The 26,347-nt window shown below is 50.1% G+C and carries 25 protein-coding genes; 10 read left to right on the plus strand and 15 right to left on the minus strand.

Annotation, left to right across the window (positions count from 1 at the left end):
- Window positions 1-103 precede the first annotated feature (103 nt).
- Window positions 104-550, plus strand: coding sequence for a type II toxin-antitoxin system RatA family toxin (locus BJJ97_RS09215; RefSeq protein ID WP_095993739.1), 447 nt, complete (start codon window positions 104-106; stop codon window positions 548-550).
- The gene (locus BJJ97_RS09220) at window positions 540-821 is read left to right on the plus strand and encodes an RnfH family protein (RefSeq protein ID WP_264084350.1); all 282 of its coding nucleotides are present in this window, start codon (window positions 540-542) and stop codon (window positions 819-821) included. Before BJJ97_RS09215 ends, BJJ97_RS09220 begins: the two co-directional genes overlap by 11 nt.
- Window positions 822-1,059: 238 nt before the next feature.
- Here the strand turns inward: BJJ97_RS09220 and bamE are convergent, their stop codons facing one another.
- The 3 genes from bamE to nadK all read right to left on the minus strand — a co-directional run bounded on the left by bamE (window position 1,060) and on the right by nadK (window position 4,170).
- Entirely contained in the window at window positions 1,060-1,395 is a 336-nt protein-coding gene (gene bamE, locus BJJ97_RS09225) for an outer membrane protein assembly factor BamE (RefSeq protein ID WP_039355545.1), read from the minus strand.
- Window positions 1,396-1,548: 153 nt separating this feature from the next.
- A complete protein-coding gene (recN, locus tag BJJ97_RS09230) occupies window positions 1,549-3,210 on the minus strand; it encodes a DNA repair protein RecN (protein WP_095993740.1) in 1,662 nt (553 codons plus the stop codon).
- An 81-nt stretch (window positions 3,211-3,291) separates the two neighbouring features.
- Window positions 3,292-4,170, minus strand: coding sequence for an NAD(+) kinase (gene nadK / locus BJJ97_RS09235; RefSeq protein WP_010282445.1), 879 nt, complete (start codon window positions 4,168-4,170; stop codon window positions 3,292-3,294).
- Window positions 4,171-4,319: 149 nt separating this feature from the next.
- On the opposite strand from nadK, the gene grpE reads away from it, so the two are divergent.
- Complete coding sequence (gene grpE / locus BJJ97_RS09240; RefSeq protein ID WP_095993741.1) at window positions 4,320-4,907, plus strand: nucleotide exchange factor GrpE; 588 nt, start codon at window positions 4,320-4,322, stop codon at window positions 4,905-4,907.
- Window positions 4,908-5,168: 261 nt separating this feature from the next.
- Window positions 5,169-6,407: an Nramp family divalent metal transporter gene (locus BJJ97_RS09245; protein ID WP_039485071.1), complete on the plus strand. Its 1,239-nt coding sequence runs from the start codon at window positions 5,169-5,171 to the stop codon at window positions 6,405-6,407.
- A 39-nt stretch (window positions 6,408-6,446) separates the two neighbouring features.
- Here BJJ97_RS09245 and BJJ97_RS22065 read toward each other — a convergent pair whose 3' ends face one another.
- From BJJ97_RS22065 to BJJ97_RS09265, 5 genes are all read right to left on the minus strand, one after another.
- Window positions 6,447-6,611, minus strand: a complete 165-nt coding sequence (locus BJJ97_RS22065) for a hypothetical protein (protein WP_157910774.1) — start codon at window positions 6,609-6,611, stop codon at window positions 6,447-6,449.
- A gap of 187 nt (window positions 6,612-6,798) precedes the next feature.
- Window positions 6,799-7,464, minus strand: coding sequence for a hypothetical protein (locus BJJ97_RS09250; protein ID WP_095993742.1), 666 nt, complete (start codon window positions 7,462-7,464; stop codon window positions 6,799-6,801).
- A 103-nt stretch (window positions 7,465-7,567) separates the two neighbouring features.
- Entirely contained in the window at window positions 7,568-7,798 is a 231-nt protein-coding gene (locus BJJ97_RS09255) for a 2-hydroxymuconate tautomerase family protein (RefSeq protein ID WP_095993743.1), read from the minus strand.
- A gap of 13 nt (window positions 7,799-7,811) precedes the next feature.
- Window positions 7,812-8,978, minus strand: a complete 1,167-nt coding sequence (locus BJJ97_RS09260) for an MFS transporter (protein WP_095993744.1) — start codon at window positions 8,976-8,978, stop codon at window positions 7,812-7,814.
- Window positions 8,979-9,180: 202 nt separating this feature from the next.
- The gene (locus BJJ97_RS09265; RefSeq protein WP_095993745.1) at window positions 9,181-10,278 is read right to left on the minus strand and encodes a glycerol dehydrogenase; all 1,098 of its coding nucleotides are present in this window, start codon (window positions 10,276-10,278) and stop codon (window positions 9,181-9,183) included.
- Window positions 10,279-10,678: 400 nt separating this feature from the next.
- Here BJJ97_RS09265 and nudK point away from each other — a divergent pair, with 400 nt between their 5' ends.
- From nudK to BJJ97_RS09295, 6 genes are all read left to right on the plus strand, one after another.
- Window positions 10,679-11,260 carry a GDP-mannose pyrophosphatase NudK gene (gene nudK, locus BJJ97_RS09270; protein WP_095993746.1) on the plus strand — a complete coding sequence of 194 codons (582 nt, stop codon included), beginning with the start codon at window positions 10,679-10,681 and terminating at the stop codon, window positions 11,258-11,260.
- 382 nt (window positions 11,261-11,642) lie between these two features.
- Window positions 11,643-12,908, plus strand: coding sequence for an ABC transporter substrate-binding protein (locus BJJ97_RS09275; RefSeq protein WP_095993747.1), 1,266 nt, complete (start codon window positions 11,643-11,645; stop codon window positions 12,906-12,908).
- A gap of 63 nt (window positions 12,909-12,971) precedes the next feature.
- The gene (locus BJJ97_RS09280; protein WP_095993748.1) at window positions 12,972-13,853 is read left to right on the plus strand and encodes a carbohydrate ABC transporter permease; all 882 of its coding nucleotides are present in this window, start codon (window positions 12,972-12,974) and stop codon (window positions 13,851-13,853) included.
- 1 nt (window position 13,854) lies between these two features.
- Window positions 13,855-14,667 carry a carbohydrate ABC transporter permease gene (locus BJJ97_RS09285; RefSeq protein WP_014914251.1) on the plus strand — a complete coding sequence of 271 codons (813 nt, stop codon included), beginning with the start codon at window positions 13,855-13,857 and terminating at the stop codon, window positions 14,665-14,667.
- Window positions 14,668-14,703: 36 nt separating this feature from the next.
- Window positions 14,704-15,789 carry an ABC transporter ATP-binding protein gene (locus tag BJJ97_RS09290; protein WP_095993749.1) on the plus strand — a complete coding sequence of 362 codons (1,086 nt, stop codon included), beginning with the start codon at window positions 14,704-14,706 and terminating at the stop codon, window positions 15,787-15,789.
- A 174-nt stretch (window positions 15,790-15,963) separates the two neighbouring features.
- Complete coding sequence (locus tag BJJ97_RS09295) at window positions 15,964-17,487, plus strand: glycosyl hydrolase 53 family protein (RefSeq protein ID WP_095993750.1); 1,524 nt, start codon at window positions 15,964-15,966, stop codon at window positions 17,485-17,487.
- 195 nt (window positions 17,488-17,682) lie between these two features.
- Here BJJ97_RS09295 and BJJ97_RS09305 read toward each other — a convergent pair whose 3' ends face one another.
- The 7 genes from BJJ97_RS09305 to BJJ97_RS09335 all read right to left on the minus strand — a co-directional run bounded on the left by BJJ97_RS09305 (window position 17,683) and on the right by BJJ97_RS09335 (window position 26,339).
- On the minus strand, window positions 17,683-18,720 hold the full coding sequence (locus BJJ97_RS09305; protein WP_095993752.1) for a LacI family DNA-binding transcriptional regulator: 1,038 nt from the start codon (window positions 18,718-18,720) through the stop codon (window positions 17,683-17,685).
- Window positions 18,721-18,870: 150 nt separating this feature from the next.
- Window positions 18,871-19,632, minus strand: coding sequence for an amino acid ABC transporter ATP-binding protein (locus tag BJJ97_RS09310; protein WP_095993753.1), 762 nt, complete (start codon window positions 19,630-19,632; stop codon window positions 18,871-18,873).
- Window positions 19,633-19,706: 74 nt separating this feature from the next.
- Window positions 19,707-20,651 carry an amino acid ABC transporter permease gene (locus BJJ97_RS09315; protein WP_095993754.1) on the minus strand — a complete coding sequence of 315 codons (945 nt, stop codon included), beginning with the start codon at window positions 20,649-20,651 and terminating at the stop codon, window positions 19,707-19,709.
- Window positions 20,648-21,544, minus strand: a complete 897-nt coding sequence (locus tag BJJ97_RS09320; protein WP_095701693.1) for an ABC transporter substrate-binding protein — start codon at window positions 21,542-21,544, stop codon at window positions 20,648-20,650. The genes BJJ97_RS09315 and BJJ97_RS09320 overlap by 4 nt, the downstream gene beginning before the upstream one ends.
- A 404-nt stretch (window positions 21,545-21,948) precedes the next feature.
- Complete coding sequence (gene licT / locus BJJ97_RS09325; protein WP_095993755.1) at window positions 21,949-22,797, minus strand: BglG family transcription antiterminator LicT; 849 nt, start codon at window positions 22,795-22,797, stop codon at window positions 21,949-21,951.
- A gap of 121 nt (window positions 22,798-22,918) precedes the next feature.
- On the minus strand, window positions 22,919-24,376 hold the full coding sequence (locus tag BJJ97_RS09330; protein WP_095993756.1) for a glycoside hydrolase family 1 protein: 1,458 nt from the start codon (window positions 24,374-24,376) through the stop codon (window positions 22,919-22,921).
- Window positions 24,377-24,434: 58 nt separating this feature from the next.
- Window positions 24,435-26,339, minus strand: coding sequence for a beta-glucoside-specific PTS transporter subunit IIABC (locus BJJ97_RS09335; RefSeq protein WP_095995345.1), 1,905 nt, complete (start codon window positions 26,337-26,339; stop codon window positions 24,435-24,437).
- Window positions 26,340-26,347 lie beyond the last annotated feature (8 nt).

Here is a 26,347-nt window from a genome sequence, read left to right on the forward strand (position 1 = left end):
CGTGTCGTGGTTAATGATATCGTGCGATAAGCTTCGCAGAATTTTTGTCTGTCGGGCTATCAGTGCTATTATTTTGCGCGTTTTATGAATCACGGAAAATAGTATGCCAAAGATAAGTCGTTCCGCACTGGTGCCGTTCAGCGCTGAACAGATGTACAAGCTGGTGAATGATGTCGCTTCCTACTCCGCGTTTTTACCGGGCTGTACGGGGAGCCGTGTGCTCTCTTCCTCAGAAGGGGAGATGACCGCCGCAGTGGACGTTTCCAAAGCTGGTATCAGCAAGACCTTTACCACACATAATACGCTGACACACAACCAGAATATCAATATGCAACTGGTCGATGGCCCGTTCCGTCAGTTGGGTGGCGACTGGCATTTTACGCCGCTGAGCGCTGATGCCTGTAAAGTCGAGCTGCATCTGGAATTTGAATTCACCAATGCCTTGATTGAACTCGCTTTTGGCAAAGTATTCAAGGAGCTGGCAGGAAATATGGTGCAGGCTTTCACGCAGCGAGCAAAAGAGGTCTACAGTGTCCGCAATGCAGGTTGATGTGGTCTACGCGTTGCCGGAACGCCAGTATCTACGCACGGTGAAGCTGGAAGAGGGCAGTACGGTTGAGCAGGCGATTGTGGCATCGGGCCTGCTGGAACTGCGCCATGATATCGATTTACAGGTGAATAAAGTCGGTATTTACAGCCGTGCAGCGAAGCTGGCCGATGTGTTGCAGGATGGTGACCGTGTGGAAATTTATCGTCCGCTGATTGCCGATCCGAAAGAACTACGTCGTCAGCGCGCAGAGCGTGCTAAGAGCAAATCCTGATCGATGTTATTAAGCGACACATGACGTTTTACTGAGCATCCTTATCGAAATGCCCTTACAAAAAAACACAGGCAAACCTGAAGCGTTCAGATTTGCCTGCTGTTATACCCGTCATACATCAAACCGCGTGTGCGTTGGCTTCCTTCAAGTACTCTGCCCATTGTGGGCTTCGTCTTAACGTGCCGCCTCTGGCTGCCAGAAGTGTTCATCCTGATTCAGCCGAACGGCATCGAAAGCATTAATTCAGTGCAGGTTTGTTGTTGATGTTGGTTAACACGCCACTGCCGCTAAAGGTCAGCGTCAATGTCTGCTGTTTTACCGATTCATGGCCAGGCTGCTGGCGGAAGACGTAAAACCAGGTATCGCTGCCAAACGGATCCTGCATCATAGGAGTACCCAGCGTATAAGCGACCTGTTGTTTGGTCATGCCGGTGTGAATTTTCGCAACGTCAGCCGGTGCCAGATAGTTTCCCTGATTGATGTCCGGCCGATAGACCACCTTTTCCAGTGTGGAACAACCGGCAGTCAGCATAACAACCACCGCGGCGACGACAGTCAGCGTTTTACAGCGCATAGTGATTACATTCCTTAAGGGCATAGGTTGCCGATGATAATAGACCTTGCAGGACTTGGAAACCTGCAAGGCGATTGTATGACCTCAGGAAGGTAAAAAAGTTGAGCTTTTTTACCCGTGATGCACCTTTCTCGCCCTTGTCGGCTGTGGATTTTAGGCTGCCAACAGTTCTTTGGCATTTGCCAGCGTATTTTTGGTGACGGCGCTGCCGCCCAAGAGACGTGCCAATTCTTGTAGCCGAGCACGTTTATCCAACGGCTGCATCAGCGTTTCCGTTTCTGCACCGTCCGTTTGTTTGCTCACGAAGAAGTGCTGGTGACCGCAGCCCGCGACCTGCGGCAGGTGCGTCACGCACATCACCTGCGTAGATTCGCCGAGCTGGCGCAGCATTCTGCCGACGATGGCGGCGGTTGCTCCGCTGATACCCACATCGACCTCATCGAAGATCATCGCTGGCGTATCCATTTTCTGTGCAGTGATCACCTGAATAATCAGTGCGATACGTGATAGCTCACCGCCCGAGGCCACTTTTGCCAGCGTCTGATGCGGCTGGCCCGGGTTCGTGGTCACGCGGAATTCGATACTGTCGGCACCGGTGGCTGTCAGGTTGTCTGGCGTAAATTTCACATCAATGGTGAAGTGACCGTGTGGCATTGCCAGCTCACGCATATTAGTGGTGATGAGCAGTGCCAGTTCGCTGGCGTGGTGCTGACGGCGCACGTGCAGCTGTTCTGCAAGGTGCAACGCCTGCTGATGATATTCACCGACGGAAGCGCTAAGCGCGTCATGATCGCTTTCCTGCTGCTCTAGCTGTTGCTGTTCTTCCAATAGCTGCTGATGGAACGCTGGGAGCGCTTCTGGAGCAACATGGTGTTTGCGTGCCATCGCGAGCTGACGCGACAGACGTTGTTCCAGTTCATACAGACGAATCGGGTCGAGATCCATTTGTTCGCTGTAGTGGCGCAGTTCATCGCTGGCTTCACTAAGTTGAATGCCTGCTTCTTCGAGCATGGACAGCACGCCGGACAGTTTGTCATCCATGCTGATAAGTTCGCCAAGCTGATGTTTTACGCTGTGCAGCATGCTGATGATGTTTTGCTCTTCGTCTTCGCTCAGCAGTTGCATAGCCTGTTGGCTCATTGTCAGTAGTTGGCCGCTATTCGCCAGACGCTTATATTCAACGTCAATCTGTTCGTATTCGCCGGGCTGTGGGGCGAATTCGTTTAGCTCTTTTAATTGGTATTGCAGCAGTTCCCGGCGAGCCTCGCGCTCAATGGCCGCCTGTTGCAGCTGCGCCAGCGCGCGACAGCTTTGATGCCACTGATGCCAAACCTGCTGCATAGCAACCAGCAGCTTCGGTTCATCGGCATAGGCATCCAGCAGGTGTTTTTGATGGTCGGGGCGCAGCAGGAGCTGATGAGCATGCTGACCATGTACCTGAATCAGGTGTTGGCCGAGTTCACGCAGCTGAGACAGCGGCACGGCGGTGCCGTTAATAAAGCCGCGTGAGCGACCATCTGCGCTAATGACGCGGCGTAGCAGACACTCGTTGCTGTCATCCAGTTGGTTTTCTTCCAGCCACTGACGTGCCGTCGGGGTATCTGCCAGCGCAAAGCGGGCGCAAATGTCGGCGCGGGCAGCGCCCGGTCTGACCATGCTGGCGTCAGAACGATTTCCCAGACATAAACCGAGGGCATCAATCGCAATCGATTTCCCCGCACCGGTTTCTCCGGTGATTACGCTCATTCCTGACTGAAAATCGATTTCTAATTCGCGCACGATGGCGAAGTTACTGATAGTGAGTTGCGCCAGCATGATAAACCCCTGTATGTAATCACATGTGATTGCATACAGTATAAACTGGTTTTATATACAGTAAAGTAGCTGGATAAAATTTTAGAATAATTTTTTTGACCAACCGAGCTTTGAGCTTAGTGTGTTGAAATAGCTGTAATTTTTCGGATGAATCAGATTCAGGTAATGTTCGCTGCGGCGAATGAGGACTTCTTCACCTTCCTGTACCGGTAACGCAATCTGGCTGTCGCAGCTGATTTCCAGGTCATTGGTAATGCAGGAAAATTTCAGCCGAATCGTGCTGCTGCTGTTGATGACCAGCGGGCGGGCAGACAGCGTGTGTGGGAACATGGGCACCAGCGCAATCGCATCCAGCGACGGTGTCAGAATCGGGCCACCAGCGGAAAGTGAATAGGCGGTTGAGCCGGTAGGCGTGGCGATAATCAGGCCGTCTGAACGCTGGGAAAAGGCGAATTTGTCGTCAATATAAACTTCAAATTCAATCATATGTGCGACTTTCCCGGGGTGCAGCACCACTTCGTTAATGGCGGTACTGATGCTGTCCTGCTGGTTTGCGCGGCAAACGTGCGCTTCCAGCATGAAGCGCTGTTCGCTCAAATAATGGCCGTCGAGAACGTCAGAAAGCTGCTGCTGCGCCTGATCAGGATCGAGATCGGTCAGGAAACCGAGGTTGCCACGGTTCACACCGATCACCTTGATGTCATAGCGCGACAGCACGCGCGCCGCGCCGAGCATGTTGCCGTCACCGCCAACAACAACAGCTAAATCTGCCTGCTGGCCGATGTCGGCAAGGCTCGCTGTCGGTGCGTCTTTCAGATTCAGTTCGCGGGCGATCTGTTGCTCGATCAGAACCGAGTAACCTTTGTCGGTGAGCCAGTGATAAAGCATCTCATGCGTGGCTAGCGCCGTTGGGTGGCGCGGATGGCCGACAATGCCAATACAATTAAACGGCCTGTTCATTGTAAGCGGTGTGTTCATTGCTGTTTTTGTCCTCAGCGTGGTGTATCGGCAGCGGCTGGAACCAATATATGACTGGTTCACTTGAATCCCCGATTTTGATCCCCATAATAAGCAACTAGCGAGATTAATGCTAAACCGCGGAGAATTTCATGAGTAGTAAAGAACAGAAAACGCCTGACGAGCAAGTCCTGGATCAAAAGGAAGCAGCAAAAGGGCAGCAAGCGGATGCCGCGCCAGAGACGGCAGACGTAGCTGACCCGCGTGATGCGCGCATCGCCGAGCTGGAAGCCCAGTTGAGCGAACTGCAACAGCGTGAACGTGACAATATGCTTCGCGTCCGTGCTGAAGCCGATAACATTCGCCGCCGTGCGGAAATGGATGTTGAGAAAGCGCACAAATTTGCGGTGGAGAAATTTGCCAGCGAAATGCTGCCAGTGATCGATAACCTGGAACGTGCGCTGGATACGGCGGACAAATCCAACGAATCGCTGGCCGCGATGATTGAAGGTGTTGAACTGACGCTGAAATCGTTGCTGGATGCTGTACGCAAGTTTGGCATCGAAGTTGTGGGTGATGTAGGCGTACCGTTTAACCCAGAAGTGCATCAGGCAATGACGATGCTACCTTCGGCCGATCACCAGCCGAACCATGTCATGATGGTCATGCAAAAAGGCTATACGCTGAACGGTCGTTTGCTACGTCCGGCGATGGTCGCGGTATCAAAAGCACAAGACTGATTCTTTCTGCTTTTACGCACTATTTGCTTTCTACGCACCATCATGTGCAACGTATCTTCATTCCAAACCCCGTGCCTACCGCATGGGGTTTTTTGTTTATATCTTGTTAAGATTTGTTTGATAAAAAAGATGTTTTTTAGGTTTTGAATGACTCATCATCATTAGCTATCAAAAGAATTGGTATTACCACTCTAAATGCACTTGATAATCATTATCGTTTTTGTGAGAGTAATATAACACCAGTGTTAGAAGGGTCATACTATGCCGGGTAGCCGTGCTATTGAGTCAACAAGCCGCACATCAAGAAAGGTCAAACTTTCTCTGATGGGGCCGGCGTTTATCGCGGCGATTGGTTATATCGATCCGGGTAACTTTGCCACTAACATCCAGTCCGGCGCGGCCTATGGTTATACGCTGCTGTGGGTGGTGGTGTGGGCGAACCTGATGGCGATGCTGATTCAATTGCTGTCCGCCAAATTGGGGATCGCAACGGGTAAGAATCTAGCTGAACACATCCGCGATCGCTTTCCGCGTCCGGCCGTTTGGGCGTATTGGGTACAGGCCGAAATTATTGCGATGGCGACCGATCTGGCCGAGTTTATCGGCGCGGCGATTGGTTTCAAACTGCTTCTGGGCGTGTCGCTGTTGGAAGGCGCGATCCTCACCGCCATTGCAACCTTCCTGATTTTAATGCTGCAACAACGCGGGCAGAAGCCACTGGAGATGGTCATCGGCGGTCTGCTGCTGTTTGTTGCAGCGGCATATATTGTCGAGTTGGTCTTCTCTCAGCCTGAGCTGTCCGCGTTAGCCAAAGGCATGGCGATTCCGAGTCTGCCAACCTCCGATGCCGTGCTGCTGGCAGCCGGTGTGTTGGGGGCGACCATTATGCCGCATGTGATTTACCTGCACTCTTCCCTGACACAGCATGAAGGTAGCCATACCCGTGCCGAGCGTTATTCGGCGACGAAAGTCGATGTCGCGATTGCGATGACCATCGCTGGATTCGTCAATCTGGCCATGATGGCGACGGCAGCGGCGGCGTTCCATTTCAGTGGTAATCAGGATATTGCCGATCTGGATAAAGCCTACCTCACGCTGGAGCCGTTATTAGGTAAAGCCGCTGCGGTCATTTTCGGTCTGAGTTTGGTGGCTGCTGGCTTGTCTTCTACCGTCGTTGGCACGCTGGCGGGCCAAGTGGTGATGCAGGGGTTCGTGCGCTTCCATATCCCACTTTGGGTGCGCCGCACTGTGACGATGCTGCCGTCGTTTATCGTGATTCTGTCCGGTATGGATCCGACGCGGGTGCTGGTGCTGAGTCAGGTGGTGCTGAGCTTCGGGATTGCGCTGGCGCTGGTTCCCTTGCTGTCTTTCACCGGAAACCGTGAACTGATGGGGACGATGGTCAACGGAAAATGGGTTCAGCGCATCGGACAACTGATTGTCGTGCTGGTGGTTTCTCTCAATATGTATCTGCTGATTGATACGATGTTGGGGATATAAAACGGGTGCGCACTACTCACTATCTGTGGCTGCGTCATGTTATTGAACTATTGTGACTTTACCAACGTAGTGTGGCCCTTCCCATAGCGTCCATTCGCCAATGCGAGAGAGTGTTTCAAGTTGTTCTGGGGATGAGATAACGGTAACGCTGGCTGAGATCGTTTCTCCCGGGGCGATCTCATCGTCAAAATGGAATTGCCCCATAAAAAATGCTCCGCTAACCGGATCTTTATGGTTAGGCCGATAGCCAGAGCGGCAGGGTGTACGTCTCGCTGATTCAGCGCTTAAACATAGCCGTACCTGAAACACAGCAGTTTCATGTTTGTTCATCACGTCTGATACCACCGTGAATCTCCTGTAACTCGTTCATTAATGATTGTCTCATGAGTATTCAATATGGGGTTTCTTCATTGTTTGCTGGTGTTTCAGCATCGGGAAAGGTTTCTTGTAATTCCACCCGCTTGCAGATGACAAATCCAGAATCAAACAGCAATGCTTTAACGTCACTTTTCATTTCAACGGATGGAACGAAGCGGGTTGTAAGTACGCTGGATAACGCTTCTTGATAAGCATCCAGTAAGGGTTTAGGCCCCTGCGCGAGTAATCCATTGCCATTATTGCCGAATGTCGGCTCGTCCTGATGCCGATAAGCGTTGATATAGCGGCTCATCGGGCGCCAGTCGTTGAGAATACGTGTGTGAACACTCCAGACTCGCCCAAGTAGTTCGTAGCTTGATGCTGTTGCTGCGGTGGAATAGTACAAGCCACCTCTCGGCGCGTTGTAGTCCCACAATAGTGGATGCTGATCGGTAAAGGTCAGCTCGCCTGAACTAGCAGGTTGAATGTCATGTTCGACAACGCCATAACAGCAAATAGTGAAATGGCGCAGATAAGATTCATGTGGCTCGCAGTATACGGAGTAATTGTGTTGCTCGTCATAACGCCAGTTATCGCAGCAAAAATGAATCGTTAGCGTGTTTGCGTTGGTATACTGTACGCTGGAAATATAGCCGTTTAAATCGTCGTATAGCGCATCGGCTAGCTGCTCAATATCCATATTTTTATCCTTTAAGCTGCGGACTCCCAGAAGAAGTGCAGGTATTCCTGTTCATATTCGGCAAATACGGATACCAGCATAAACGCACCGCGGTTAAACATAGTTAATCTGTATCAGATTTCTCGGAAGGTTTCCCTGCGACCTTCCTCAACTCCGTCACCGGCACGCCGCCGATTCCCCAGTTGTCCGTTTCGACCTCATCAATTACCACCACGGTGGTTTTGGGGTTTTTGTTTAGCACATCGACCAGTAGCTGGGTCACGCCCTCAATCAACTGACGCTTCTGTTCAGCGGTGACGCCTTCATTGGTGATTTTGATGTTGACGTATGGCATGGGTTCTCCGGGATTAGGGTAATGAACGACGGTAGGGAAAACAGAGCCCTGCCGCGATGAAAAGTGCTGCTGCGCTACACAGGATTGCTGGCGCGACAGCGTTGGTATTCGTTAGGGCGCTGGTGAGCAGTGGGCCGAGAATCTGACCGATGCCGTAAGTGAGCGTCACCAGCCCAAGCAGGTTGATGCCATGTGGCGCGCGTAGCCGCTTGGCTAATGGCATCACCAGCGAGGTCGTTCCCATAAAAGTAGCACCAAAGCCGATACAGCTGAATATCAATGCCGTGGGAGAGTGGCTGAATAGCGTCATCAGGACGCAGCTTCCCTGAATGAGCAGGTTTGCCGTCAGGCAGGGTAACGTTCCCCAGCAGTTGGCAGCCCATAGCCAGAAAAAACAGCCAGGAATCACCGCCAGCCCAACCAGCGACCATAAATGCAGGGATAAACTCGGCATGTCCAGTGCAGTTACCATCAACGGCAGATAGGTGGCGATGATGATGTATCCGAAGCCCGCGAGGCCGTACAGCAGCGCAAGCCGTCGCCAGCCAAGCTGAGGCGGTTCATCAGCATTGACCATCGGCTGCTGTGCGACGGTGGATTTATGTGGTGAAAGAATGAGTAAGGCGAGCAGGAGTAGCACGGCGATCAAAGCCGCACCCCACCACAATGGCTCGGCGGTGAGGGCGTAATGCCGCCCGATGATGATGTATTCATTGCCCAACACGATTCCCACGCCAACCCCGGCATAGAGCGAGGCGATAACGCGAGCATGCTTTGTGTAGTGCAAAATAGTCAAAGAGCCGAAGATCATCATCGCCGCGCTGGCGATCCCGGCGAGGAAGCGAACGATCATGACCAGCGTCGTATCGGTGGTCAGAGCCATTGCGAAGAGCAAAACGCCGGTTGCGGCTGCTGCGGCAAACAGCAAGAACACCGGTTGAGCGGTTGAGGCGCGACGGCTGAAAGAGAAAAACAGGCTACCGAACAGATAACCGGCGTAGTTCGCGCTGGCAATATAGGACAGTTGGCCGAAGGTGAAGCGACCTTCCTCCAGCATCACAGGCAGCATCGGCGTATACAAAAAGCGCCCAAGCCCCATTCCTAACGCCAGCACGATCGTCCCGAAAAGAGCAAGAATCAGCGTATCCGATAGGGCGATGAGGCGAGGATGTTCCGTCATTCGATGGCTCAGAGTTGAGAGAATATGTCGTTATCCTGCCCATTTTCTCGTCAAATGAAAGTGAATAGTAATGAGTAGGTTGGTGACGCAGAGAGAACGCTTTTGGCAGGAAAACGACGGAGGAGATGCGCGCATCGGATATATCGAACCCGACTCCACTGGACCGATCTTGCGGGAGTCGGGCTTTTTACCGCGACTGCGGTTAAGCGATGGTTTTACTGAACGCGTCGACGGCAACGATCGCGTGGGCGACGTCTTCGGCCGTTAACTTACTGTCCAGGTTTTTCAACGTATCGGCGTCGCTGCACGCCAGCTCACCCACTTTGATCAGATTCTCGAACGGCTCATTTTCCAGATGCAGATCTTTTAGCAGAGTCGGCATGTTGATGGCGCGGTAGAAGCGGATGTAGTGGGCGATTTCCTCATCAGGCCGCTGCTCCAGCACCATATGCGTTAACGTGCCGTAGGCAACTTTTTCCCCGTGCGTGAGGTGGTGGATATCGCCTTTGATCGCGGTAAAGCCGTTGTGGATGGCGTGAGCGCCCGCCAGCCCGCCGTTCTCAAAGCCCAGACCGGAAAGCAGCGTGTTGGCTTCAACCACGGATTCTACCGCCGGTGTGACCACGCCTTTTTCCACAGCTTTATAGGCGCTGTAGCCGTAGGTTAGCAGCGTTGTTTCGCAGGTTTCGGCAATCGCCATGCCCGCCAGCGTAGGTTTACCGCCCACCATGGAGAGAGCGTGAGAGCGCTGAACGGCCTGTGCTTCGACAAACGTGGCCAGTCCATCGGCAATGCCGGAGGCGAACAGACGCGCGGGTGCCTGCGCACACACGGCGGTATCGACTAGCACCAGATCGGGGTTCTTATTGTAAAAACGGTAGGATTCAAACACGCCGTCATCGGTATAGATGACGGACAGCGCGCTGCACGGTGCATCCGTTGAGGCCACGGTCGGGACGATAGCGACGTTGTGTTTTAGCTCATCGGCAACGGCTTTTGCCGTATCCAGTGTTTTACCGCCACCTAATCCGACGACGATATTCGTTCCTGCGTCACGCGCCAGCTTGGCAAGACGGGTGATTTCGTTGCTGGAAGCCTCACCGTTAAAACGCTCGTAATGGTGGCCGATGCTCGCCTGTTTGAGTGAGGCATCGACGCGCTGGCCGATGATGTCCCACACCGTGCTGTCCGCCATCAGAAAGGCTTTCGTCCCCAGCGGTTTAAGTTGCTCGCCTAGCTCATCCAGCACGCCGCGACCCTGAACATATTTTCTAGGTGAAGAGAAAATGAAATGACTCATGTTATCTACCTCGATGATGTTGTTGGAGAAATGATGCGGTATTGAATCCGCGTGAATCATGGAAGGCGGTTGCGATAAGCGCGTTATGACGAATTGACGGTGGTTATAGGGCGACGAAAACGCAGCGACTTCCCGGAACGTGAGTTACTGAAGATTCAGTATAGACGATGCACGCATGCCGGATGAAAGGGGCGGTCGGATTGCCGAGGATTTCACGTTATATAAATCATGTGGTTAGCGTTTATTGAACGAGATGTTTCCGTTTGGCTTACGTTGCACTGCCCGTTTATGCAGGGGCTAAAAGGGGATATGATGAATCTGCACCGTTATAATGAAAACGATTGTAACGAAGCGTTGTCACCGAAAAATCCCTTCAGTCATCGAGCATCGAGGTGTTTGCATGTCGTCTCCCATTGATATCGTCGAAAAGAAGCTGCTATCTGATAATTGGTATATTCTGAACAAATATACATTTGATTTAAAAAGAAATAATGGCGGCGTCGTTCGCCAGGTTCGTGAGGTTTATGACCGTGGTGATGGCGCGACGATTCTGCTGTACAACCGGGCGAAAGGCACGGTGATTCTGACACGACAATTTCGTATTCCCACCTACGTCAACGGCAACGAAAGCGGCATGCTGCTGGAAACCTGCGCGGGTTTGCTGGACGACCATTCGCCCGAAGAATGTATCCGTAACGAAGCAATCGAAGAAACCGGCTATGCGATCGGCGATGTGGAAAAGCTGTTCTATGCCTACATGTCGCCGGGCAGCGTGACGGAACGCGTGTACTTTTTCGCCGCTGAATACGATGAGTCGCTGCGGGATAATGAGGGCGGCGGTGTGGACGATGAAGATATCGAGGTGCTGGAGCTGCCGTTCAGCGAAGCCGTTGCGATGATGAACGATGGCCGGATTAAAGACGGTAAGACCATTATGCTGCTACAGCACGCAATCATCCGCGGCTGGTTTGCCAAGGCATAGACAGGTTTTGCGGCACACGGGTATCCCCATGTGCCGCTTGATTTTGTGTGGTAACGCTTTCATTTTTGCGTAATTCCACGGTGAAGGTGTGATTATGGTTAATATGAGCTGATTAACCTTTTTGAAGTGTCATTTTTTGTTTTATTTTCAATAAATTATGATGATTTTTGTTTTTGTTTTTATCATTTTTATTGGCTGGAATGGGCTTTATGGGAGGAAAATTTTCCTAAATTTTTTGTATTTAGATCGAATATTTCGTCATTTTTCTCCCTGTTGTGTGACCCGTATCACCGGATGAAAGAATGTAAGCGGTGTAACTCGTTGCTTCATTATGCAGTAACTCATATTCTCTCTTTACAAAAAGTAAAGAAGGACTGCTCTGATGAAGATCAAGAATAAAGTATCTACCCTATTTGCAGTTTCATTCCTCACGCTGGGCTTATCGAGTCACAGCCTGGCTGCTGAAGTCACCGTGTGGGCCTGGGATCCTAACTTCAATGTCGCGGCAATGCATGAGGCATCGTCGATATATAAAAAAGCCGATCCAAGTTTTAGTCTGAAAGTGATCGACTCAGGTAAAGAAGATATTGAGCAGAAATTAAATACCATGTTGGCTTCAGGGGTTAAAAACTCGCTTCCTGATATTGTGCTTATTGAAGATTATAACGCTCAGAAATATCTTCAGGCTTATCCTGATTCGTTTATCCCGTTACAAGACGCCATCGATTATAGCCAGTTTGCACCTTATAAAACGAAAGTGATGACGGTAGGGGATAAGGTATACGGCGTTCCTTTTGATTCCGGCGTGGCAGGAATGTTCTATCGACTCGATTATCTGGAAGCTGCCGGATATAAAGAGAGCGATATGGTGAATATTACCTGGGATAAATATATTGAGATCGGCAAGCAGGTAAAAGCGAAAACCGGTGTTGATATGCTGACCTACGATATGAACGATGTGGTTCTTCCCCATATTATGATGCAGTCCGGCGGAGAATGGTTCTTCGATAATCAAGGACAACTTAATCTCACTAAAAACGATGCGCTGAAAGAAACGTTAAAAACGATTAAAGCGATTAACGACGCGAAAATTGTGCGACCTATCTCTGGCTGGTCGAGTTTTGTGGGGAGTTTTAATGCCGGAAAATCGGCGAGTGTAGTTTCTGGTGTATGGGTGATTGGCTCAATTAAAAGTGCTGAAGATCAGAAAGGAAAATGGCGTGTTGCGCCGATCCCACGGCTGAACCTCGATAAAGCGGTACATGCTTCCAATCAGGGAGGATCGAGCTGGTATGTCTTAAAAGGTGGCAAAAATACTAAACAGGCGATTGAATTTTTGCAGAAAACCTTTGCGGCAGATAGCAATATGTATCAAACCCTTTTGGTTGATCGCGGTGCGCTTGCGACCTTCCTTCCCGCCACGTCCGGCCCTGCTTATGCAGTAAAGGATCCGTTCTTTGGTGGTCAGCCCGTGTTTGCTGATTTCTCTAAATGGGTGACTGAAATTCCACAGGTTTCCTACGGTATGTATACCCAGGAAGTTGATAACGCCATTGCTGCTGAAATACCTGCATTACTGAAAGGCGATTCTGTTGATGACGTTTTAAAACGCGCCGAAGCCACATTAAAAAATCAGATTATGCAGTAGCGAGTGTGAGCTTGAGGGCGGTAAGTCCTCAAGCACTTCTCTCCAGAAATCGATGGTGTGATAATGATGTATAAACCTAAAATGAATAGGCTTTATAACATCAACGGCTGGGCTTTTGTCGCTACGGCTGTTGGGTTGATTGCCTTAATGACGATATACCCTATTTTCAAATCACTTTGGCTCTCTTTTCAGTCTGGCCGTGGTGTGGTGACACAATTTGTTGGCCTGGGAAATATCATTCGTTTATTCAGCGATCCTATGTTCAAAACGGCGCTTTGGAACACATTAACCTTTTTGGTTATCCAGGTGCCTATTATGATTTTTCTCTCATTAGCGATTTCTTCTTGCCTGAATTCATCTCAGCTTAAATATCGCCAATGGTTCAGAATTGCCATCTTTTTGCCTTGTGTGACCTCACTGGTGGCCTACTCTATTCTCTTTAAGAGTATGTTTGAACTGGATGGTGTCATTAACTCATTCTTGATGTTTATTCATGTCATTGACGATCCCATTCCGTGGCTATCCGATCCTTTCTGGGCCAAGGTGACGGTTATTATTGCAATCACCTGGCGTTGGACGGGATATAACATGATATTTTATCTTTCTGCTATGCAGAATATTGATAAATCAATTTATGAGGCGGCCCGAGTTGATGGCGTCAGCCCAATTAAGCAGTTTTTCTTCATCACAATACCCTTATTGAAACCGGTTATTCTTTTTACCAGTGTGACATCAACTATTGGCACATTACAGCTGTTTGATGAAGTCATGAATATCACGAATGGTGGTCCGGCAAATGCGACGCTGACGTTATCGCTTTATATTTATAATTTGTCATTCAAGTTTGTGCCGAACTTTGGCTATGCGGCAACGGTTTCATACGTGATTGTTGTTTTTTCAGCAATACTTGCGCTGATTCAGTTTAAAGCAGCACGGAAGGGATAATATGAGAAAAAGTAAAATTAACAGCATACTGATGCATATTTTTCTTGTGCTGATGAGCATTTTCTCGCTTTTCCCATTCTATTGGATGGTGGTATCGAGCACGAATAGCACCAGCCAAATCAACATGGGTAAATTCACGTTTGGCGATCAGCTATTGGTCAACTTTACCAATCTGACGAGTCAGGTGGATCTGGCATTGGTATTTTGGAATACCTCAAAAATTGCGTTGATCAGCACGGTATCGACGCTGGTGGTGTGCTCTATCGCGGGTTATGCCTTTGAGATTTATTCCAGTAAGAATCGTGAGCGTGTCTATGTTGCGCTATTAACGACGATGATGATCCCGTTTGCGGCATTAATGATCCCGCTTTTCACCATGTTTGGTAAGGCTGGCTTACTGGATACGCATTTTGCCGTTGTCATGCCGACGGTGGCAGGCGCATTTATTATTTTCTACTTTAGGCAATGTACGAAAACGTTTCCGAGAGAGTTGATCGACGCTGCGCGCGTGGAAAGCGTCGCGGAGTGGAAAATTTTTCTATATGTCTACGTGCCGATTATGCGAGCCAGCTATTCCGCTGCGTTTATCATTGTGTTTATGACGTCATGGAATGCTTTTCTCTGGCCGCTTATTGTCCTTCAGTCTAATGAATTAAAGACGATTAATCTGGTGTTATCCAGCTTTGCTTCTGCCTATTCTCCAGACTTCGGGCTTATTATGGTAGGAACAGTCATCTCTACTCTTCCTAGCTTACTTATCTTCTTCGCCATGCAAAAGCAATTTATCGCAAGTATGACGGGCGCAGTGAAGTAATGCGCGCGCAATGGCAAATTAAGTTTGAGGTTCAACATGGCTGATATTTTATTAAAAAATATAGTGAAGCGTTACGATAAGACTGAAACAATCCATCGTATTAATCTTGAGATTAATTCAGGCGAATTTGTTGTCTTTGTCGGCCCGTCGGGGTGTGGTAAATCGACGTTGCTGAGAATGATCGCTGGATTGGAAGAGATCACGGATGGCGAAATTCATATTGATAACCGTTTAGTTAACCATTTTGATCCCGCAGAGCGGGGGATTGCGATGGTGTTCCAGTCTTACGCGCTGTACCCGCATATGACGGTGGCTGAAAATATGGGATTTGGGTTGAGAATGAACGGGCACCCCAAAGCTGAAGTCGAAAAAATGGTGCGCAAGGCCGCGATGACGCTCCAGCTAGAAGCCTTGTTAGACCGCACACCGAAACAGCTGTCTGGCGGTCAGCGGCAGCGCGTTGCGATTGGGCGGGCAATTGTGCGCGATCCTAAAGTGTTCTTATTCGATGAGCCCTTATCGAACCTCGATGCCGAATTACGCGTGGAAATGCGTTTACAGATTGCCCGGCTTCATCAGGAAATGCGTAACACCATGGTTTATGTGACGCACGATCAAGTAGAAGCGATGACGCTGGCGGATAAAATTGTGGTGTTAAACAAGGGATATATTGAACAGGTTGGGACACCGATGGCGCTCTACCATAAGCCAGAAAATCTTTTTGTCGCTGGTTTTATCGGTTCGCCGAATATGAACTTTTTACCTGGCGAAGTGCTACAGGTTGAAGGGAATAACGTGAGTATCCTGATCAATAAGCTCAATACACTTTCCGTTAATCTTGCTAACCACGGATTGCACACCGATCAGAAAATTACCGTGGGTATTCGCCCTGAACACCTGAGTATTGACCCGAATGGCGGGGACGTCAGCTTGTCGATCAATAGTGAGGTCACTGAAAGGTTGGGTAATGCGACCTATATTTTTGGTGCGTATTCTGGCGTTAATAATTTTAAGGTTCACTTATCGGGTGACAATAGTATTGTGCCTTACTCCACGATTCCGCTGACGTGCCGTAGTGAACATCTGCATTTTTTTGATGAAAATGGAAAGCGGATTGATTAACAACGAATAAAATAGAAAAAGTAAGAGAGTTAATTGAGCAGCCTGTCATATTCATGTTGGCTGCTTATTCTATTAAACGATATTCACTTTTATAAATAGTGCCTTGTTTTTTATTCTGTCCCAGATCGTTACGTGATAAATACCATTTAAGAGCATCGCCTCAAGGAGAAATGAATGAAAAAGAATAATTATTCAGGAATCATCTCTGTATTGTTAATGCTGTTTATAGGGTTTATGTCAGCCAATCTGGCGAAAGCGGCGCAGCCGTTTGCTTATGGCGCGGATATTGGCTGGGTAAAGCAATTGGAAGATCGAGGGGTAACCTGGCGTGATGATGCAGGAACGCCGCGCGATGTATTACAGATATTGCGCGATCACGGCATAAACGCTGTACGGTTACGCATTTTCGTTAATCCCGACCCCAGTGCGCTATGGCATAAAGATAATACGACCTGGACGATGCTTGGCTATACGGATAAAACCCGCGTGGTGGATGCCGCGCAGCGCGCCAAAGCGATGGGAATGCGCGTCATGGTGGATTTCCACTACAGTGATGTTTTCGCGGATCCGGGTCATCAAATAAAGCCAGCTGCGTGGGCGAACTACAATCTGAGCCAATTAACGACGGCCGTTTATAATCACACTCATGAGGTGATGACTGCGTTGATATCCGCAGGCGTGACGCCGGAATGGGTGCAGGTTGGTAACGAAATGAACCCGGGAATTTTACTCCCGGAAGGCAGTACCAGCCGGTTTGCCAATTTAACGCAGCTACTGAATGCGGGTTATGATGCGGTTAAAGCGGTCAGCCCTTCTTCTAAGGTGATCAGCCATCTGGCGCATGGGAATAATAATTCAAACGCTCGCTGGTTTTTTGACAATTTCCTCACCACGCACGGTGGGAAAACCGATGTGATTGGCTTTTCATTCTATCCCTACTGGGAAGGAAAAAACTATTGGGAGCTCACTGGCGCACTGGCGAGCAACCTCAATGATATGGCGAGCCGATATGGTAAGGAAGTCATGGTCGTTGAAGTCGGCGGTTTGGAAACTAACCCAACAGACAGTTACTGGACGATTAGGGATACGATTAATCTTGTTAAAGCAGTGCCGGGAAATAAAGGGATCGGGGTTTTTTATTGGGAACCTGCGGGTAATGCAAAGGTGTTACCGGATGGCTACGCGTTAGGCGCGACAACGCAAGTTTCAACCAATGTATTGCAATTTACCCGAGCACTGGACGCGTTTGCCGAATCACAAATCAATTTTATTAACGGAACCCGCTATAAGATCGCTAATCGACAGAGTGGTAAGTCACTGAATGTCGTGAGCGGTTCACGCGAAGATGGCGCATGGATTGAACAATACACTGACGGCAACTGGGACAGTCAGCGTTTTTATTTTAACGCGATTGGCAATGGTTACTTCAATCTGGTGAATGTGAATAGCGGAAAATACATTGATGTTAATTTCAGTGCCAATGAGGATGGTGCGCAAATTCTCCAAATGTATAACACCGGCCATTTTAGCCAGCAATGGCTGATTTTGGATGCTGGCGATGGCTATTATAAAATCATGAATAGGAACAGTGGGAAGCTCTTGGATGTTAACAGCCGTTCAATAGAGAACGGGGCATCCGGTATTCAATGGCATGATAATGGGGGATGGAATCAGCTGTGGAAAATAACCGCTAATTGATGCTCTCTGGCCGCGTAGCTTGCTTACGTGGCCGCTTTATACCCGTCATACTTCAAGCTGCTTGTGCGTTGGCTGCCCTTACTCACCCCAGTCACTTACTTGTGTAAGCTCCTGGGGATTCGCTCGGTTGCCGCCTTCACGCAACTCGAATTATTTAGGGTATATTTGTAAGGGTAGGGAAGATAAGGGAACGTATTATAGAAGGGCATCGTTGAGCGTGAAGCTTTCGCGCCACACCATCTCATAACCAATCTGTACGTGTTTCTTATAATAGCGTCCTGCCACCAGCTCTAAAAACAGATCGACGGCGGCTTCGCCCATTTCAGTGGGGTAAAGTCGCATTGTGGTCAAACTGGGATTGAGATGTTGTGCTGTGGGGATGTCATTCATCCCAATCACTTTTATTTGCCTCGGAATGGAAATACCTTTCTCTTGAATCGCCCGGTACACGCCAATAGCGATAATGTCTGTCGCCGCGAACACCACATCAGGCCACTCTTTTTGTTGCAGCAACTCATTCATCGCCTGATAGCCGGACTCAATACAGAATAACTGACTGACCTTGCATCGCGACTCGTCATAGATACCGTGTTTTTGCGTTATCTCCTGAAAGACATGCAATCGGCTCTCATTGTTTCCTATAAATGCGGGGCGCTGAGCACCGCTATTCACAATGTAATGTAATACTTCGCGCGCAGCCGCTTCCCGATCAAAAAGCACGGCGTCACATTGTTTATCGAGGGGGGCAGAATCGATAAAAATCAGGTTTTTATTTAATGAAGAGATTAAGGCGATATCGTTATCGCTAAAGTGACCTACGCAAATGATCGCCTGCGCCTGAGATAAAGTATGGCTATTGGATGATAAATTTGTGGTGAATAGATTGCGTAACGAAATATTAAAATGGTGGCAGCGGTTTTCAATGCCAATACGCATTGCGGTGAAATAAGGGTCGTTGAGTTCTTCTGAGGGCGTAAGAAAGTGGACGACGGCGAGATTTAATAAATTGTCATTATCCATTTTGAAATGAGAGCGGACAACGAGCGAGTTCTCTAACTTTTTTTTCTGCTGCTTACGTTGTGTCGGCGATAAATATGCCAGCTCATGGGCAATTTTCTTGATGAGTTGGCGCTTTTCTTTGGTTATGGACAGACTGGGGTCGTTATTAAGTACGCGAGAAACGGTTGAGGCTGCCACACCGGCTTTTTGAGCGATATCTGTAATCGTGGCCACAAAAAATTTTCCAAAACTTTTCTATGAGACTGATATTAGCTAATGATTAATTCATTTAAAATACACACTATTCAAAAATACGATGAAGCCTTCAGAAATGCGACGGGTTCACTAACCCGACGCGATATAACTGACGGCACCTACGCTCGATCACAACACCGTTGAGAAAAAGGCCTGCGTGCGGCGGTTTTGCGGTGCGTCCAGAACCTGTCTGGCTGGGCCGGTTTCGATAATTCTACCGTTTTCCATAAATACGATGTTATCGGCGATCTCACGAGCGAAGCCGATCTCGTGTGTGACGATGACCATCGTGATACCTGAATGTGCCAACTTTTTGATCACCTGAAGTACTTCTCCCACCAGCTCAGGGTCTAGCGCGGAAGTGGGTTCATCAAAGAGCATCACCTGCGGGTTCATGGCGAGGGCGCGGGCAATCGCCACGCGCTGCTGTTGGCCGCCGGAAAGCTGATGCGGCCAATCTTCGGCTTTTTCCACCAGCCCAACCTGTCGCAGCAGCGAATATGCCTGATCGATCACCTCCTGCCGAGGGCGTTTTTTGACGCGCAGCGGGGCATCACTCACGTTTTGCAGCACAGTGCGGTGAGGGAACAGGTTAAAGTGCTGAAATACCATCCCCATTTTGCTGCGCTGGGCAGCGATCTGTTTATCACTCAATTCATAGAGTCGCAGGCCTTTCTGCCGATACCCGACCAGCGTGTCGCCAACGCAAATGGTGCCGCCATCGAGTTTTTCCAGATGGTTAATACAGCGTAGCAGCGTTGATTTACCCGCGCCGGACGGCCCCAGTATCGCGGTCACCGATCCGGGCTCCATCTGCAAATCGATATCATCTAAAATCAGGTTTCCCGACAGGGATTTACGCACGTTCCGCAGTGTGATGGCTTCGCCCATAGTGAGATTTCCTTCATGATTCATTGAGATCGCGGCACCGCTCGTCAGCTGCCGATGTGTCACTATCTGTCGATTCAGGTGCTGGGCGATTCGCTGGGCTGTGGTCTGTTCGCTGGCTGAGCATGCTGGGTAAACCTTGCGGCGCGCGGTTTACGGCTTTTACCTGGCTTGTTGCGTTTGAGCGTGGAACGGCTGAAATAGCGCTCAACATAGTATTGGCCGACAGATAGCACGGAAGTCAGCAGCAGATACCAGATGGTGGCAACCAGCAGCAGTGGGATGACTTCATAGGTTCGCTGATAAATAATCTGTGCCGAATACAGCACATCCTGAAGCGAAATGACGGAAACCACCGCTGTGGTTTTCAGTTGGCCGATGACCTCATTGCCCGCCGGAGGCAGGATGGCGCGCATCGCCTGTGGCAGAACGGTGTAGAAGAATATCTGCGGTTTACGATATCCCAGCGCTCGGGCCGCTTCTAACTGACCGGGATTGACGCTTTGAATGCCTGCGCGAACGATTTCCGCCGCATAGGCAGACTGGTGCATCACCAGCGCCAGTACGGCAGCATTAAACGGGCTGATGAGCGTATTGCCGGAAACGCTGAAAAGCTCGCCGACAAACGGCAGAGAGAGCGAAATCGTCGGGTAAAGTGCTGCGATGTTATACCAGAGAAACAGCTGCACCAGCGTCGGGACGCCACGGAAAAACCAGGTGTAACCCCAACTGACCGCGACCAGCACGGGGTTGCTGGATAATCGCATCAGCGCCAGTATTGTGCCGCCGGCAAAGCCGAATACTACCGAAATGGCGGTCAGTTTCAGCGTCATGATGACGCCCTGAAGAATAGAGTCTTCCGTAAAACTGTCCACAACGACCCGCCATTCAAAGCGTGGGTTGTTCAGTACGGAATGGGCGATAGCGCCTAACAGCAGCAGAACCAGCAGGGCGCTGATCCAGCGCCCGTAGTGTCGGTTGGCAACAATGTGTAGTTCCTGCTGCGGCGAGGGCGTACTCATCCGAAGATCTCTGCGTTACGTTTCGCCTCAGGGACGGCGCCGTAGCCGATATCCCACTTATCTAAAATTTTCTGGTATGTGCCATCTTTAATCAGTGAGTTCAATGCGGCCTGAACGGCTTCTTCCAGAGCGGAATCTTTAGGAAACGCAATGGAGACGGGCGCATCATTGACGGCGATATCACCACTAATAGCTAGCCGTTTCACCTGACTCACCTGATAGCGTAATCCTTCATAAGGGCCGAAGAATAGCGGTACGCGCCCACTGATTACCGCCTGTACGCCAGACGGGCGATCTGGGAAGATCGCGATTTTTATCGCGTCTTTCTGTTCTGCTACACACTGCTTGTCGGCTTCCTGCAAGCGCAGTAGCTGAGTGGTACCCGCTCCCGCGCCAACTTCTTTACCGCACAGCACGCTGAGGGAAGTAAAGGGAGCGACGTTAGCATCTTTAAGGGAAATGATGGCCAATTTTGACGCATTGAAATAGCCGATGAAATCGATCTGTTCAAGACGCTTAGGCGTTGCATTGATATTCGATAGTGCAACATCGTAACGGCCTGATTTGAGACCAGGGATGATGTTGTCGAACCCTCCGGTATCGTGCCAGTTCACCGGTACGCCCAGCCGGTCACCAATTGCATTCATGACATCGATTTCTCGGCCCGCCAGCGTTTTATTATCTTCCTGATAAAAGGTGGTTGGCGGCGTATTGGGGTTGGTTCCCGCCACGATAAATCCTTTTTGCAGCACAGCCTCTGGCACTTTGGCTTTTAAGGCCGCATCGGACTGAACCTGAAAGGTGCGAGTGGTCGGGACATTTTGATCGGCAGAAAAGGCCGGCGGCAATACGCCAAGCATAAGTAATGGAAAGGCAAACCGATGTTTTTTCATTGTCTTTACCCAGGTTAGCTAACATGCCTTTCTTCATCAGACATGGAAAAATAAATGCGTTTTTCTTATTAAAAGAAAGGGGCTTGTGCGGTATGTGATTTGCCAAACGGCATTTTTTGACACCTTTTCTCTTTTAATCGTCACGGTAAAACAAGACAAATAAAAAAAGGTTATAAGTTATAAGCGGGCTGTTTTGTTACTTTAGTTATTGCTGACAGGAACAAAGTGATGTGTTTTTCATTATGATAAACAATGTGATAGCGTCCATTTTGTTATTCATGCTACTCGCGAGAAGGCTAAAGGATAAATATTGCAAAGCAAAGGCAATTAGACGATATACCCATGATCCTGCTGAGCGGGAATCCAACCCAATAGCGGCACTGCGCACGCCTATTAGGAGTACTTTATTGTTCTGGGGTGATACGGACGATATGAATAATCAGGTACAGCATTTCATCGTTAGAAATGTCGATGTTGAGCAGGTTGTGAATATAGTCTTTGATCAGTCTGCTGCACTTATACGCATCAGGATATTCTTTGGTGACCTGCTCAAAAATAAAGTCATCGTTTGAATGAATCAGGCTATTTTCCAACAGACGCTGAATAAAGAATTGCATATGCGTCAGGAAACGAGAGTAGTTAATCGACTCTTTATCAATCACGATATGGAAGTTGTACTGAATAATATTAAATATATCTTTCAGCATCTTGACCGACTGGAGCGTGTTTTCCATATTCTGGACGTCGGTTTGGGCATTGACCAAATGGAACGCGATATTGCCCGCTTCTTCTTCGGGTAATTCCAGATTCATTTGCTGGTTAATGTCGTTGAGCGCCCGCGAGGCAATCGCAAACTCCTGCGGATAAAACCGTTTTACTTCATAAAGCAGACGGTTTTGTATGCTGATACCTTTGCGATAACGCTCAATCGCAAAGCTGATATGGTCGATCAGCGTAAAAAAGACCTGTTCGCTCAGGCGACCATGAAGCTGTCGGTTCGCATCATCAATAATCTTATTCACGATGTGAACATATTCCTCCCCGACGTGCTCAATCAGACGAGCAAATTCGCGCGGCGATGTGCCATCCTTGAGAATAAAGGTCTTCTCAATTTTTGCTGGATCGAGAATATCGCCGGTTTTGCTGTTAAAACCGATCCCTTTCCCCATAACAATGATTTCGTTGTTATCTGCATCAGAAGATAACACCAGGCTATTGTTCAGTATTTTTATTGCTTTTATCGGTTCAGCCATCATGCGTTTCTTGAGTGATTCGGTAGAAAAGTCAGTGAGATAAGCCTGCACCTAATTTGTCACGTTGCGGGAAATCGGCTTCCTGCAACGTGAAATATCCGACGTCGTGCTTATCCCCGTTTTAACACGGTGTTCCGGGTATCGGCGGTATCACGGGCGCGCGGGGAAATAAGCGCGCTCCATTTGATTCTATGACACCTTTATACCAGTAAAAACTTTTCTTTTTGATGCGCCGCAGATCTTTCAGATCGAATTCATCACGGTTCACATAAATAAATCCGTAGCGTTTACCGTAGCCCTGATGGGTGCTGACCACGTCGATCGCCGACCACGGACAATAGCCAATAAGATCAACGCCATCGCTGATAGCGAGCTGCATCTGTTCAATGTGGCGGGCAATAAAATCGATGCGATATTGATCGTCGATCGTGCCGTCGGCCTCAAGTTTATCCGGCGCGCCCATGCCATTTTCCGTAATCAGGATTGGCAGGTGATAGCGCTCGTAGGTTTTACGCAGCGTTAAGCGCAAGCCAACGGGGTCGATCACCCAGCCATAAGGCGTTTTATCCACGTGCGGGTTTTCCGCTGCGCGATAGACGCCGGGTTCGCCCAGCATGATTTGCTGATCGCCCGCACGTGCGCTGACATCCGATGCATCGCCTTTACTGGCGGCAATGGTCGCGGTGGAGTAGTAGTTAATCGCCACGTAGTCGGGCTTGCCTGACAGTAGGATGTCGTCATCGCCGGGCAATGTCTCCGGTGCGAGACCGCGATCTTCCAGATAACGCCAGGCCAGCGCGTTGTAGCGGCCGTGCACCGCGACATCCAGAAAGCTCCAGCAGCGCAGCGTTTCCCAGTTATGAGCGGCGATGGCATCTTCCGGCTTGCTGGTGGCCTGATACATGGAGGTGGTGTTGATCGCCGGGCCAATCAGGCCATTGGGCGCGAGTTCGTGGCACAACGCCATGACCTGCGCCTGCGCCAGCATCATGTGATGGTTCTGCTGATATAGCACCTTTTTAGATGGCAAAACGCCACCTTCCGGCAGGCCAATTGCGCCGGGATGCAGAATCATGGTGTTCTGCTCATTAATCGTCAGCCAGTATTTCACCTTGTCGCCGAAATGGGTAAACAGCGTGCGGGCGTAGTGAACAAAGGCATCAATCGTGGCGCGATTCTGCCAGCCCCCCTGTGCTTCCAGACAATAAGGCAAATCGAAATGGTAGAGCGTGACGACCGGTTCGATATTGTGCGCGTTCAACTCATCAATCAGGCTGTTGTAAAACGCGATGCCCAGCGGATTGATGGCACCCGTGCCGTCGGGAAGAATGCGCGTCCAGGCGATAGAGAAGCGGTAGGCCTTTAATCCCAGTTCAGCAAACAGCTGCACGTCTTCTTTAAAGCGGTGGTAGTGATCGCTGGCGACGGTGAAGTCGGCGGTGTTTTCCGGGTGCTGGCACTTATCAATGATCGACGGGCTTTTTCCATCGGCCTGCCAGCCCCCTTCAACCTGATAAGCCGAGGTCGAGGCTCCCCACAGAAAGCCCGCAGGGAAGTGTTTTTGCTGTTGGTAATGCATATTTTCTCTCACATCCGGGAAGAGGCATCGGGCAGTGCACCCAATGCCTTTATGGGGATTAGGCGTTCACTTTAATGATCGTATCCAGTGGCGCGATCGGCTGTGGTGCGGTACAGACGACGCTGGCGTAGTCATCGCTGTTGATGATCACCACTGGCGTAATCGGGTCGTAGCCCAGACGCGTGATTTCATGCAGATCGAAGCTAATTAGCCTGTCGCCCGCGCTAACCCGGTCACCCGGTTTGATATAGCCGGTAAAGTGCTTACCGTTGAGATTCACTGTGTCTAGGCCGACATGAATCAGTAACTCCAGACCGTTATCTGTCCGGATACCGACGGCATGTTTAGACTCAAGGAACGTGATGATTTCGCCGCTGACGGGCGCGACCACTTCGCCCTTGTCAGGAATAATCGCCACGCCTTGTCCCAGTAATCCCTGTGAGAACACGTCATCGTTGATGTCATTCAGCGCGACCAGCTTGCCGGACAGAGGACTCAGAATCGCTTGCGGTTCAGCATGGACTTCCGCCGCCTGCGGTTTTTTGACGGTCTCTTTTTCCTGTGTCGACTGGCTATTGGTGGTTGGTGTGGTGTTGGTTTCATCCACCGGATCGTCGAATCCCATGATCCAGGTGAGCGCAAACGTGACGACAATTGCGATGGCGCAGGTGATCAGCGCATGGACGATGTTCATCGGGTTTTCACCAATGAAAGCGGGCAGCGCCGCGAGACCCGGTGAGACGAAGGCGTAGCGAACCAGCCCGGCCAGTCCGGCATAGATCCCCGCACAGCCCCCGCCGATCATGGCGGCAATCAGCGGTTTCTTCAGTTTCAGCGTCACCCCGTACAGGGAAGGCTCGGTGATGCCCAGCAGAGCAGTGAAGCCTGCGGAAGAAGCCAGCTGTTTCAGATTCTTATTCTTGGTTTTAAACGCGACGCACAGCGTGGCAGCACCCTGCGCAATGTTGGAGGCCAGCATGCCGGGCCCGTTGATCATCTCGAAACCGTTGCGGGTGAGCTGCGAGGTGGCAATTGGCGTCATCGCCCAGGCGGTGCCGGTGATCACCAAAAACGGTTGCAGACCGCCCATCAACATCGGAATTAGCCAGCTCGCTTTTCCGTCGATGATGGCCGCACCGCTAGCGACCAGATCGTTGAGGAAAATCCCGAAAGGCCCAATCACTACCAGCGCGAGCGGTGCGGTAAACAGCAGCACGATCATCGGTTTGGTGAAGAAGGTGATCATTGACGGTGAGACTTTTTCAGCAAATCGCTCAATGTAGGACATGATCCACACGGTGAGAATGATCGGCAATACCGATCCGGCATAGTCCGCCAGCCGCACCGGAATACCGATAAAGCTGATGGGGCCGCCGGAGGCCAGTAGCTGAGCGAGATTCGGGTGCAGCAGTGCGCCAGCAATCGTCATCGCCAGAATCGGGTTGCAGGCGAACTTGATGGAAGCACCGTAGGCCAGCAGGACGGGCAGGAAGAAGAAGGCCGCATCGGAGATGGTGTCCAACAGGCGATAGGTCGTGCTGTCGGCGGAAATTAGCCCTGTCAGCTTGAGGATCGCCAGCAGCGCTTTAATCATCCCTGCGCCAGTAATCGCTGGGATAACGGGCGTGAAGGTGGTGGAGATTACGCTGATGATTTGCGTGAAAATGCCGCCTTTTTTCTGTTGTTCCTTACCGCTGGCAGTGCGCTGGCTGTTCATCTCGCCAATTTCATTCAAAATCGCGCGATAGGCGATCTGGACATCGTTGCCGATGACCACCTGAAACTGACCGCCGCGATCCACCACGCTGATGACGCCGGGGAGTTTGGCAATCGCCTCTGCCTGTACAGCATCGCTGTCGTTAAACTCAAAGCGTAAGCGGGTCGCGCAGTGGGTCAGTTTGCTGACGTTCTGTTTGCCGCCGCTTAACGCGAGGATGTCGACCCCAAGTTTTTGATAATTCATTTTTTGAT

It is taken from the genome of Pectobacterium polaris (assembly GCF_002307355.1).
Taxonomy (GTDB): Bacteria; Pseudomonadota; Gammaproteobacteria; order Enterobacterales; family Enterobacteriaceae; genus Pectobacterium; species Pectobacterium polare.